This is a genomic window from Brevundimonas vesicularis (assembly GCF_027886425.1).
Lineage (GTDB): Bacteria > Pseudomonadota > Alphaproteobacteria > Caulobacterales > Caulobacteraceae > Brevundimonas > Brevundimonas vesicularis_C.
In genome coordinates this window covers 208,295-219,339 of sequence record NZ_CP115671.1, presented here as the reverse complement: position 1 = coordinate 219,339, position 11,045 = coordinate 208,295, and the positions used below count along the sequence as shown (strand labels likewise).

Annotated in this window: 11 protein-coding genes; 8 read left to right on the top strand and 3 right to left on the bottom strand. The window is 67.2% G+C overall.

The window, feature by feature from the left end; translation table 11 throughout:
• Positions 1–29 precede the first annotated feature (29 nt).
• Both PFY01_RS01065 and PFY01_RS01060 read left to right on the top strand, forming a co-directional pair.
• Positions 30–218, top strand: a complete 189-nt coding sequence (locus PFY01_RS01065; RefSeq protein WP_055754620.1) for a YnbE family lipoprotein — start codon at positions 30–32, stop codon at positions 216–218.
• Positions 219–251: 33 nt separating this feature from the next.
• The gene (locus tag PFY01_RS01060; RefSeq protein WP_055754619.1) at positions 252–611 is read left to right on the top strand and encodes a DUF1318 domain-containing protein; all 360 of its coding nucleotides are present in this window, start codon (positions 252–254) and stop codon (positions 609–611) included.
• A gap of 69 nt (positions 612–680) precedes the next feature.
• On the opposite strand, the gene PFY01_RS01055 is transcribed toward PFY01_RS01060, so the two are convergent.
• Positions 681–1,799 carry a DNA cytosine methyltransferase gene (locus PFY01_RS01055; protein ID WP_271042082.1) on the bottom strand — a complete coding sequence of 373 codons (1,119 nt, stop codon included), beginning with the start codon at positions 1,797–1,799 and terminating at the stop codon, positions 681–683.
• 79 nt (positions 1,800–1,878) lie between these two features.
• On the opposite strand from PFY01_RS01055, the gene PFY01_RS01050 reads away from it, so the two are divergent.
• Positions 1,879–2,340 (top strand): COG3650 family protein, encoded by a 462-nt coding sequence (locus PFY01_RS01050; protein ID WP_271042081.1) that lies wholly within the window; start codon positions 1,879–1,881, stop codon positions 2,338–2,340.
• 71 nt (positions 2,341–2,411) lie between these two features.
• Here the strand turns inward: PFY01_RS01050 and PFY01_RS01045 are convergent, their stop codons facing one another.
• Positions 2,412–3,176, bottom strand: a complete 765-nt coding sequence (locus PFY01_RS01045; RefSeq protein WP_271042080.1) for a LytTR family DNA-binding domain-containing protein — start codon at positions 3,174–3,176, stop codon at positions 2,412–2,414.
• A 156-nt stretch (positions 3,177–3,332) separates the two neighbouring features.
• Between PFY01_RS01045 and PFY01_RS01040 the strand changes: the two genes are divergently transcribed.
• Positions 3,333–3,863: a DUF2306 domain-containing protein gene (locus tag PFY01_RS01040; protein ID WP_271042079.1), complete on the top strand. Its 531-nt coding sequence runs from the start codon at positions 3,333–3,335 to the stop codon at positions 3,861–3,863.
• Here PFY01_RS01040 and PFY01_RS01035 read toward each other — a convergent pair whose 3' ends face one another.
• Positions 3,864–4,619: a TetR/AcrR family transcriptional regulator gene (locus PFY01_RS01035; protein WP_271042078.1), complete on the bottom strand. Its 756-nt coding sequence runs from the start codon at positions 4,617–4,619 to the stop codon at positions 3,864–3,866.
• A 177-nt stretch (positions 4,620–4,796) separates the two neighbouring features.
• On the opposite strand from PFY01_RS01035, the gene PFY01_RS01030 reads away from it, so the two are divergent.
• From PFY01_RS01030 to sucD, 4 genes are all read left to right on the top strand, one after another.
• Positions 4,797–7,037 (top strand): TonB-dependent receptor, encoded by a 2,241-nt coding sequence (locus PFY01_RS01030; protein WP_271042077.1) that lies wholly within the window; start codon positions 4,797–4,799, stop codon positions 7,035–7,037.
• A 142-nt stretch (positions 7,038–7,179) separates the two neighbouring features.
• Positions 7,180–8,706: a spinster family MFS transporter gene (locus PFY01_RS01025; RefSeq protein ID WP_271042076.1), complete on the top strand. Its 1,527-nt coding sequence runs from the start codon at positions 7,180–7,182 to the stop codon at positions 8,704–8,706.
• Positions 8,707–8,791: 85 nt separating this feature from the next.
• A complete protein-coding gene (gene sucC, locus PFY01_RS01020; protein ID WP_271042075.1) occupies positions 8,792–9,982 on the top strand; it encodes an ADP-forming succinate--CoA ligase subunit beta in 1,191 nt (396 codons plus the stop codon).
• A 57-nt stretch (positions 9,983–10,039) separates the two neighbouring features.
• The gene (gene sucD / locus PFY01_RS01015; RefSeq protein WP_271042074.1) at positions 10,040–10,942 is read left to right on the top strand and encodes a succinate--CoA ligase subunit alpha; all 903 of its coding nucleotides are present in this window, start codon (positions 10,040–10,042) and stop codon (positions 10,940–10,942) included.
• Positions 10,943–11,045 lie beyond the last annotated feature (103 nt).

Here is an 11,045-nt window from a genome sequence, read left to right as displayed (position 1 = left end):
TCACCCTCGGCCGAACCGGAGCCCACGTCATGATCCACAAGCGCCAACTGGCCGGCCTCGGTTTCGGAGCCGTCGTCGTCGCCCTCGCGGCCTGCGCCCCGACCATCCGTCTTGAGGTCGCGCCGATCCAGATCTACGCCAAGCTGGACGCCGACGTGCGCGTTCGGCTGGACCAGGAGCTGCAGCAGCTGTTGCAGCAGAACCCCAACCTCTTCTGATTTCCCGCTTCTCTCTGAAAGGGACAGGCTGACATGACCTTCCGAAAACTCTTCGTCATCGGCGCCGCCGTTGCGGCTCTGGGCGTCGCGGGCGCCGCCATCGCCCAGACCAGCGCCCAGAAGGCGCAGATCGACCAGGCCAAGGCCGCTGGCACCGTGGGTGAGCAGGCCGACGGTTATCTGGGCTTCCGCACCCCGACCTCGGACGCCAGCCTGCGCGCAGCCGTCGACGCCACCAACTCCGGCCGCCGCGCCGCCTACGCCCGCAGCGCCGCCGACGCGGGCACTTCGGCGGATGTCGCCGGGGCCCGGATGTTCGAGGCCCAGCTGCTGCCCCGCATCTCCTCGGGCCAATGGTACCGCAACGCCCAGGGCCAGTGGGTCCAGCGCTAACTACCGCATGTTTCCCACCCCTCGGGCGATATCCCGGGGGGTGTTTTTATCTGGCGATCAGTGACGGCGTCAGGCGGCGGCGCGTCGATCCACCAGCGCGGGCAGCAACAGCCCATCAGCCAACGCCCTGACCACCGGCACGGCGACCGCGTCGCCCATCAGCTTCAGCGCCGCGCTTTCGCTCGACGGCAGGCGATAGTCGTCAGACACGCCCATCAGCCGCGCGGCCTCGCGCCCGGTCAGCCGCCGAACCCGCGCCAAGCCCCGATCGCACACCACCACATATTGACGCGACGAGCCGCCGGCCGGCGTCCTCAGGCATCCGGCCAGACCATCGAACCGGATTTCCAGACGCTGGACCTTGCGGCCGTTCTCGGTCCGCACCCGGCGATAGGCGGCGCCGACGCAACGCTGTCCAGAGGCCAGGGCCGACGCGATCCGGGCGCGGTGCAGCGGCGCGGCCAGGGCCAGGATGGCGTCCGCATCGTCCAGCCAGTTGACGGCGTCGTCCGGCTCCAGAATGGCCGCCAGGTCCGGATTGCGCTGCGACGGCGAAGGCAGCGACCACCAAGCCCAGGCCGCCTTCACCGCCTCGGGCAGGCGCGCGTGGGCGGCGATGAGACGGGGTGAATGGAAGGGCTGGGTCGGACCGGCCGCCGGCGTGGCTTCGCCCTGAATAGCCACAACGAACAAACGCGGTCGCGACTGGGGCAGCCAGTGAGCGGCGTCCATCTCCAGCGCGCCGACCGTATAGCCCGCCTCGACCATCGCCGTGCAGACGGCCGAGAAATCTCGCCCTTGGCCTGAGGTCAGCAGGCCGATGACGTTCTCCAGCACGATCACGCGCGGGCTGCGCCCCTCGGCCGCCAGCCCCTGCATCAGCCGCCAAAAGCCCCAGAAGGCGCCCGACCGCCCGGCCTCCAGCCCGCCGCGCGCGCCCGCCAGGCTGACGTCCTGACAGGGCGACGAGGCCCAGGCCATGTCGGGCCGTCCTGGCAGATCGTCGACGGTCAGGGTCCAGACATCGCCCTGACGAAACGGGGTATGTGGATGATTGGCTTTAAAGGCGCGCGCCTTGGCCGCGTCCATGTCGTTGGCCAAGACGGTGTCGATGCCGGCGGCGGACAGTCCCAACCCCGCCAGGCCGCCCCCGGCGAAGAACTCGAATGCGGTGGGGCGAATCGACATGGGACCAGCATAACCCAGCCGCGCCCCTTGACCGAGGGCGGCCGGGACCTCACCTGCGCCCGAACCAAAAGGAGCCGTCATGCGCCTCATTCCGCTCGCCGCCGCCCCGCTCGCCATCGCCCTCGCCGGCCTTTCGCTCGGCGCCTGTTACGACCGCGAGGATTCCAAGCCCAAGCCGGCGCCGCAGCCCCAGGCCGCCGTCACCCTGGGCGGGGTCGATCTGGGCCAGCCGGTGCGCGCGCTGGGCACCGAACCTTTCTGGGGCGTGGAGATCACGCCGGACGCCCTGATCTACACCCGCGTCGATCAGCCGACCCAGCGCGCGCCGAACCATGGCGCGACGGTCCAGGGCACGGTCGCGACCTTCGCCAGCTCGACCAATCTGAACAAGGCGCTGAACGTCGTGCTGATCGCCACCGAATGTTCGGACGGCATGAGCGACCGCACCTATCCGCTGACGGCCAAGGTCGAGATTGGCGATGACGAGCTGACCGGCTGCGCGGCGCCCGCGTCGATGCTGACCACCCAGCCCGCGCCCTAGCGCGTGATCGTTTCGGATCGGGGCGCAACGCGGCCCCGTCCGAAGCGTGAATCATGCGCTCAAAGAGAGCGTCACCACCATTCGGCGTCGCGCAGCATCCGGGCGTAGCGGCGGCTGACCGGCGCCGACAGACCGCCGTCCAGCGTCAGGGTCGCGCGCCCGTCGCCGCGCTCGACCCCGCGCACCGCCTCGCGCGCCACCCACCAACTGCGGTGCGTCTGGGCGCCCTCCAGCCCCTCCAGCTCCTCGACCGCATCCGACAGCCGCATCAGGATCAGATCCGATCCCCGGTCGGTATGGATGCGCAGATAATGGTCCTCGGCCTGCACGGCCCGGATCGTCGCGCCTTTCAGCTTCATCGGCAGGCGGTCCAGAAACCGCACGGGCCGGGCCGGCGTCTCGGGGGCCGCCGCATGGGTCTGGACCGGCACGGCCCGCCCCAGAAAGACGTTCAACGTCGTCACCGCCGCCGTAATGACCAACACAGGCACGATCAGCTGCGGCAGCACCGCCAGCGGATAGAGCCTCTGGGCGAAGAACAATCCCGTCGCCGCCCAGACCAGCACGCACAGCGGCCCGGTGATGATCAGGACCATGGCCGCAATCGTCAGCCAAGGCCGCTCGTCCGAATCCAGAAATCGGCTGACCAAGACGCTGCACAGATGCCCCCAAAGCCCGCCCAGCACCATGATCACCACCCAATAGGCCAAGCGCACGGGCAAGGACGCTCCCGCGCTGCCGAAAGCGCCGGTCACCGCCAGAAAGACGCCCGCCAGAACGGCGACGATAAGCCCACGCAAAAAGGTGCGGCGGCGGTCGGCGGCTTGGGACGTCATGGCGGCTTTCGGCATCTGGAGGTCCCGCCTTGAGACCATGATTTCCAACCTCGGGAAAGTCGGGTGGGCGTTGGCGCAGTCTGGACGGCCGTTGGCGAAAGCCGGGATGCAATGATCGAAGCGCCGCGGCAAGGCGGTGGAAACGGAGATATCCCCATGCCTCGCCTGTCTCGCCTCGCATCGTCGGCCTTGGCTCTGACGCTGCTGATCGTGCCGCTCGTCGCCTATCTTTTGGTCGACGGGGGACGGATGTTGAGCGTCGGCTATGTCCTTCATGCCCCGCGCTGGGGCCCGCTGCTTGCGTCGCCGACGACGATCCAGATCCATGTGGCGGCGGCCGTGACGGCGCTGGCGATGGGAGTCGTCCTGCTGGTCGGGGTCAAGGGAAACCGGCTGCACCGGACTCTGGGTTGGATGTGGGTGATGGCCATGGCGACCACAGCGGTCAGCTCCTTCTTCATCCATCAGCTCAATCCGAACGGACCCGGCGGCCTGTCCCTGATCCATCTGCTCAGCGGTTGGACCGTGGTCGCCCTGCCGATGGCGGTGTACGCCGCCCGGCGTCACCGGGTGGCGGCGCATCGGCGCGCCATGACGGGGATGTTCGTCGGCGGACTGATCGTGGCCGGCGCCTTCACCTTCCTGCCCGGTCGGCTGATGTGGGCCGTCTTCTTCGGTCCGAACTGATCAGGCTTGGCGGAGCGACATTCCGACCACGGCCCGGAAGCCGGCGGCGGCGAACCGGACCATGTAGTCGCCCGCCGTCTCGAGATCGCCGGATCGCGCCCGCCCGTTCGACAGCCGGTCCAGGCGCCCGGTCTCGCCCAGGGTCAGGGTCAGGGCGCCCGACAGATTGTGATAGCCCCAGTACAGATCGACCTCGCTGGCCTCGGGCAGCACCCTGGCGATCAGCTCGATCAACCGGTGGATGGCCGGGTCAAAATAGCGCGCCATCGTCTCGCCGCCGAAACTGGGGTTGGCGTTGGTCTGAGCCACCAGGGCGGAATAGTGCTTCCAGCCCGGCCCGCCCTTCAGCGACCATTCGAACGGCGGCCGCAGGAAGGCCTCCAGCAAGCCCTCCAGCGTCATGTCGTCGCCCGCCGTCTCGGCATAGCGATCGATGGCGGCGACGCGGTCGTCGTTCCAGACCTCGGCCCGGCGCAGGAAGACGGCGTCGAACAGCTCGCGCTTGGCCCCGAAATAGTAGTGGACCAGGGCCGTATCGACGCCGGCCTCGCGCGCCACCTCGCGGATGGTGACGCCGTAGAAGCCGTGTTTGGAAAACAGGTCCTCGGCCGCATCCAGGATCAGATCGCGCGTCTCGCCCGCCGCCTTGGCCTCGGTCTTGGGCGGCCGGCCGCGCCGCGCCGGGGCAGCGCCAGCCGCCTTGCGGCGCGCGGCGGCGACGGGGCGGGGAAGGGTGGCGGCGTCCGGCTTGCTCATCCGGCAAGGCTAGGCGCACGACCGCGACGGTGCAACGGCGCCACGGTCAGCGATCCAAGTGACGCTGCGTCACTCCAGTGTTTGACAGACGGCCGAAACCGAGTAGGTTTCGTGAAAATCATTGAACGCTGAATAAAAGCGTCCATCGGGCTGGAAACGACAAAGGGGTCTAGGATCATGAACCGTCATGTGAAGTGCGCGCTGCTGGCCGGCGCGGCGTGGGGCGTGCTTGCGGGGGCCACGGTCGCCCAGGACGCGGAGGCGACCGCTCAGGCCGCGAACGCCCAGGATGCGGCGACCGTCGACGACATCGTCGTCACCGCGCGCCGCCGCGCAGAAAGCCTTCAGGACGTGCCGGTCGCCGTGACCGCGGTCAGCGGCGAACAGCTTGAGGCACGCGGCGCCCTGGACATCACCGAACTGGCGCGCTCGACGCCCAGCCTGACGCTGAACGCCGCGCGGGGCTCGAACTCGACCCTGATCTCTTTCATTCGCGGCGTGGGCCAGCAGGATCCGCTGTGGGGCTTCGATCCCGGCGTCGGCCTTTATATCGACGACGTCTATGTCGCCCGTCCGCAGGCCGCCGTTCTGGACATCTTCGACGTGGAGCGGGTCGAGGTGCTGCGCGGTCCGCAAGGCACGCTTTACGGCCGCAACACCATCGGCGGCGCCATCAAATACGTCACCAGCCGCATCAATGCCGACGAGCCCGAGGGACGCCTGCGCGCCTCCTACGGCAGCTATAATCAGCGTGACGTGATCGCTAGCGCTCAGCTGCCCTTCAGCGACGAGTTCAAGGTCTCGGCCGCCCTGGCCCGCTATCTGCGTGACGGCTATGGCAAGAACCTGAACACCGGCAACGAACACTACAACAAGGACGTGACCGCCTTCCGCGCTAGTGCGGAATGGAGCCCGACCGACAGCCTGTTCTTCCGTCTGGCCGGCGATCTGGTGAACGACGACTCCAACGCGCGCCACGGCCACCGCGAGTTCGCCCCGTCGCCCGCCGACGTCTATGACACCAACGCAGGTGCCGGCGACAAGAACCGCGTCCAGACGCGCGGCGTGTCGCTGACCGGCGAGTGGGAGATGAGCGACATGTTCACCTTCAAGTCGATCACCGCCTATCGTGAAGGCCTGACGCGCGGCAACATCGACTTCGACAACCTGCCCCAGCCCATCCTCGACATCCCCGCCGCCTATGACGACGACCAGTTGAGCCAGGAATTCCAGGTTCTGGTCAGCGCGGGCCGCCTGAACGGCGTCGCCGGCGTCTTCTACATGGACGCCAACGCCTCGGGCGCGTTCGACACCGTCGTGGGTCTGGCCAATCTGACGACCCTGACCTCGGGTTCGGTGGCGACCAAGAGCTACGCCGCCTTCGCCGACTTCTCCTATGACTTCACCGACGCCCTGTCGGTCTCGGTCGGCGGACGCTTCACCAAGGACGAGAAGGAAGGCACCGTCTTCCGTCAGCAGTATCTGGGCATCCGCAGCCCCTATTTTGGCAACAACGCCGCCGTGCCGCTGGGCGCGCCGCGCACGAACTACACCCGCACGCGCGAGTTCGAGAAGTTCACCCCGCGCGTCTCGGTCAACTACAAGTTCGGCCCCGATCTGACGGCCTACGCTTCGTGGGGCGAGGGCTTCAAGTCGGGCGGCTTCGACATGCGCGGCGATGCGGTCCTGTATCCCGCCACCGTCAACGGCTATGCGCCCGAGACCGTCGAGACCTACGAGATCGGGCTGAAGGGTTCGCTGCTGGATCGTCGTCTGACCTTCGCCACCGCGATCTTCGATTCCAGCTACGAGAACCAGCAGATCACGACCCAGTATCCGGCCGGCGCCACCGTCGCCTCGGTGGTGGACAATGTCGGCTCGTCCTCGATCCGCGGTTGGGAGTTCGAAGGCCGCGTGCGCGCCACCGACGCCCTGACGTTCAACGCCTCGCTGAGCTACATCGACGCCAAGTTCGACCAGTTCCTGGCCTATATCCCGACGGCCTCGGGCAATGCGTCCTGCCCGACCCTGCCCGGATGCGTCGTCGATGTGTCCTCGCAGCGCGACTTCCAGAACACGCCGGAATGGACCGGATCGATCTCGGCCAACTACAACTGGGTCATGGAGAACGGTTCGTCGATCGCCTTCATTCCGTCGGTCGCCTACCGCGGCGCCTATCAGCAGTTCGAAACGCCCGCGCCGCTGCTCGATCAGGACGCCTACTGGATGTATGACGCCAGCATCGTCTGGACCTCGTCAGACGATCACCTTACCTTCGGCGTCCACGGCAAGAACCTGGGCGACGAACGCTATCGCGTCGGCGGCTACACCTTCCCTGGCGCCCTGACCGGCAACTCGATCATCGGCTTCTACGGCCCGCCGCGCACCGTCACGGCGACCCTGGGTCTGAAGTTCTGATCCACATTCATAACGCCTGACGACGAGGGGCGGCGGTCTCTGGGCCGCCGCCCCTTTTCGCTCCGCCAAGCCTATTTTGCACAGGGCGGAGTTGCGGCTAGGCTCGCCGCAACAAACAACAAAACGCCGAGGGGAAACGCCGATGACGACGGAGACGCTGACGGTCCAGGAGGCGCGGCCCGAGCGGCCTGAGCGGCCCGGCTACCGCTACTATGTGCTGGCGGTTCTGATCCTGATCTACATGCTGAACTTCCTGGATCGCCAGATCATCGGCATCCTGGCCGCGCCGCTGAAAGAAGAGTTCGGCATGTCCGACAGCCAGTTCGGCCTATTGGGCGGCATCGCCTTCGCCTCTGTTTATTCGACATTGGCCATTCCCCTGGCCTGGCTGGCGGACCGGTTCAGCCGGGTCTGGATCATGACCGGCGCCCTGGCCGTCTGGTCGGGCTTCACCGCCCTATGCGGCATGGCTGGGTCGTTCGGCCAACTGTTCCTGTGCCGGATGGGCGTGGGCATCGGCGAGGCGGGCGGCGTGGCCCCGGCCTATTCGCTGATCGCCGACTACTTCCCGCCGCATCAGCGCGCACGGGCCATGGCGGCCTTCGCCTTCGGCATTCCGCTGGGCATGGCGGCGGGCACCCTGGTCGGCGGCCTGCTGGCGGCGACGTACGGCTGGCGCACGGCCTTCATCGTGGTCGGCCTGCTGGGCGTGCTGGTCGCGCCCCTGTTGCGTCTGACGGTGCGGGATCCCAGGCGCGGCGGGACGGACGCCATAAAGACCGAGGCCCAGGTCGCGGCCCTGGCCGCCGCCCCCGCTGGTACGGACCGGGCCGGCAAGATCGCCGCCCAGATCATGCTGGGTCTCGGCGCTGGCCTGCTGATCCTTGGCGCCTTGAGCTGGCTGATGGGCATGTCGCTGGGCAACCCTCTGGTGCTCGCTTTCGGCGGCCTGCTGGCGGTGGTGATCGGCATATCGCTGATGATCGCGCGGCGCACCGCCTCGGTGGTGATCAAGAAGCCCAGCTTCTGGCTGCTGGGCCTGGGCGCCGCTTCGTCGTCGGTGTGCGGCTATGGCGTCGCCGGCTGGCTGCCGTTGTTCTTCATGCGCAGCTTCGACCTGACCCTGAAACAGACCAGCATCTACTATTCCGGCATCGCCCTGATCGGCGGCATCCTGGGCATCTGGCTGGGCGGCATGATCGCCGACAAGCTGTCCAAGAAGGGCAAGGGCGCCTATCCGCTGACGCCCGCCGTCGCCTTCCTGATCTCAGCGCCCTGTTTCATCCTGGCGATGAACTCGCCCTGGCTGATCGGCTTGGTTCTGCCCGGCGGCGGCAGCCACGTTCAGCAGCTGACCCTGGCCTTCTTGATCTTCCTGTTGCCGACCGGATTGAACCTGGCCTGGCTGGGTCCGATCACGGCGGCGGTCCAGCATCTGGTGCCGGCGGCCATGCGTTCGACGGCCTCGGCCCTGTTCCTGCTGCTGAACAATCTGCTCGGGATCGCGGTCGGCTTCTACTATTTCGGCTGGATGAGCGACCTGCTGGCGCCGCGCTTCGGCGAGGAAAGCCTGCGCTGGGCCATCTACACCGGCATGGGCTTCTATGTGCTGGCCGCGATCCTGCTGATCGGGGCGTCGCGCACCCTCAAGAAGGACTGGGTCGACTAAAGGGGGCCTGTGGACGGTTGCACCTGCGAAGGGGTGGGGCCTATAAGCCCCGCAACTCTCCCAGCAGCGGTTGCGACGGTCCCCCATGAACATTCACGAATATCAGGCCAAGCAGGTCCTCAAAGGCTTCGGCGCACCCGTCGCCGAAGGCGTCGCGGTGACGTCGGTCGATCAGGTCGAGGCGGCCGCCAAGTCGCTGCCCGGTCCGCTCTATGTCGTGAAGTCGCAGATCCACGCCGGCGGCCGCGGCAAGGGCAAGTTCAAGGAACTGCCGGCCGACGCCAAGGGCGGCGTTCGCCTGGCCTTCTCGGTCGAGGAAGCCGTCGCCCACGCCAAGGAAATGCTGGGCAACACCCTGGTCACCGCCCAAACGGGCGACGCCGGCAAGCAGGTCAACCGCCTCTACATCGAGGACGGCGCCGACATCGAGCGTGAACTGTACTGCTCGCTGCTGGTCGATCGCGCCTATGGCCGCATCGCCTTCGTCGTCTCGACCGAAGGCGGCATGGACATCGAAACCGTCGCCCACGATACGCCCGAGAAGATCCAGAACATGGTCATCGACCCCAGCGCGGGCGTGACCGACGCCGACGTCGCCGCCATCACCGCCGCCTACGGCCTGACGGGCGCCGCGGCCGAAGACGCCAAGTCGCTGTTCCCCGCTCTGTACAAGGCCTTCGTCGAGAAGGACATGGACATGCTGGAGGTGAACCCCCTGATCGTGATGAAGGACGGCCATCTGCGCGTTCTGGACGCCAAGGTCAGCTTCGACGGCAACGCCCTGTTCCGCCACGACGACATCAAGGAACTGCGCGACGAAACCGAAGAAGACGCCAAGGAAATCGAAGCGTCCAAGTGGGATCTCGCCTACGTCTCGCTGGACGGCAACATCGGCTGCATGGTCAACGGCGCCGGTCTGGCCATGGCGACGATGGACATCATCAAGCTGTACGGCAAGGAGCCGGCCAACTTCTGCGACGTCGGCGGCGGCGCCGGCAAGGAGAAGGTCGCGGCGGCCTTCAAGATCATCACCGCCGACCCGAACGTCCAGGGCATCCTGGTCAACATCTTCGGCGGCATCATGAAGTGCGACGTCATCGCCGAGGGCGTGGTCGCGGCCGTGAAGGAAGTGGGCCTGAAGGTGCCGCTGGTCGTGCGTCTGGAAGGCACCAACGCCGAACTGGGCAAGAAAATCCTGAACGAGTCGGGCCTGACCATCCAGGCCGCCGACGACCTCGACGACGCCGCCCAGAAGATCGTCGCGGCGGTCGGCTAAGGCTTCGGCCTTACTCGCCACCGCCCCGCTGACACATCGAATTCAGAGCACAGACCCATGTCCATTCTCGTCGACAAGAACACCAAGATCATCGTCCAGGGCCTGACCGGCAAGACCGGCGGCTTCCACACCGAACAGGCCCTGGCCTATCACGGCACCCAGATGGTCGCCGGCGTGCACCCCTCCAAGGGCGGCACGAACTGGACCGGATCGCACGGCGAAACCCTGCCGATCTACGCCTCGGTCGCCGAAGCCAAAGACGCCACGGGCGCCGACGCCTCGGTGATCTACGTCCCGCCGTCGGGCGCGGCCGCCGCCATCATCGAAGCCATCGACGCCGAAATCCCCTTCATCACCTGCATCACCGAGGGCATCCCGGTGATGGACATGGTCAAGGTCAAGCGTCGCCTGGAAGGCTCCAAGTCGCGCCTGCTGGGCCCGAACTGCCCCGGCATCCTGACGCCGGACGAGTGCAAGATCGGCATCATGCCGGGCAACATCTTCAAGAAGGGATCGGTCGGCATCGTGTCGCGTTCGGGCACCCTGACCTATGAAGCCGTGTTCCAGACCACCAACGAAGGCCTGGGCCAGACCACGGCCGTCGGCATCGGCGGCGACCCGGTCAAGGGCACCGAATTCATCGACGTGCTGGAGCTGTTCCTGGCCGACGAGGAAACCACCTCGATCATCATGATCGGCGAAATCGGCGGCGGCGCGGAAGAAGACGCCGCCCAGTTCTTGATCGACGAAGCCAAGAAGGGCCGCAAGAAGCCGATGGCCGGCTTCATCGCGGGCCGTACGGCGCCGAAGGGCCGCACCATGGGCCACGCCGGCGCCGTCGTCTCGGGCGGCAAGGGCGATGCGGAATCCAAGATCGCGGCGATGGAAGCCGCCGGCATCCGCATGTCGGAATCGCCTGCGCGTCTCGGCAAGACCCTGGTCGAAGTTCTGAAGGGCTGAGGCTTCCAAGTGCGTGCTGCGCGCGGGCGCTACGCTCGCCGCGCGGCGCCTCGCTGCTTGAGCGCCTTTTCGGCATCAAAAATGCCGTGTGACGCATCGATGG

What these genes read in the sequence shown, in the direction of transcription:
- PFY01_RS01065 (WP_055754620.1), top strand. Translation starts at nt 30, where the DNA reads ATGATCCACAAGCGCCAACTGGCCGGCCTCGGTTTCGGAGCCGTCGTC.
- PFY01_RS01060 (WP_055754619.1), top strand. Translation starts at nt 252, where the DNA reads ATGACCTTCCGAAAACTCTTCGTCATCGGCGCCGCCGTTGCGGCTCTG.
- PFY01_RS01055 (WP_271042082.1), bottom strand. Translation starts at nt 1,799, where the DNA reads ATGTCGATTCGCCCCACCGCATTCGAGTTCTTCGCCGGGGGCGGCCTG.
- PFY01_RS01050 (WP_271042081.1), top strand. Translation starts at nt 1,879, where the DNA reads ATGCGCCTCATTCCGCTCGCCGCCGCCCCGCTCGCCATCGCCCTCGCC.
- PFY01_RS01045 (WP_271042080.1), bottom strand. Translation starts at nt 3,176, where the DNA reads ATGACGTCCCAAGCCGCCGACCGCCGCCGCACCTTTTTGCGTGGGCTT.
- PFY01_RS01040 (WP_271042079.1), top strand. Translation starts at nt 3,333, where the DNA reads ATGCCTCGCCTGTCTCGCCTCGCATCGTCGGCCTTGGCTCTGACGCTG.
- PFY01_RS01035 (WP_271042078.1), bottom strand. Translation starts at nt 4,619, where the DNA reads ATGAGCAAGCCGGACGCCGCCACCCTTCCCCGCCCCGTCGCCGCCGCG.
- PFY01_RS01030 (WP_271042077.1), top strand. Translation starts at nt 4,797, where the DNA reads ATGAACCGTCATGTGAAGTGCGCGCTGCTGGCCGGCGCGGCGTGGGGC.
- PFY01_RS01025 (WP_271042076.1), top strand. Translation starts at nt 7,180, where the DNA reads ATGACGACGGAGACGCTGACGGTCCAGGAGGCGCGGCCCGAGCGGCCT.
- sucC (WP_271042075.1), top strand. Translation starts at nt 8,792, where the DNA reads ATGAACATTCACGAATATCAGGCCAAGCAGGTCCTCAAAGGCTTCGGC.
- sucD (WP_271042074.1), top strand. Translation starts at nt 10,040, where the DNA reads ATGTCCATTCTCGTCGACAAGAACACCAAGATCATCGTCCAGGGCCTG.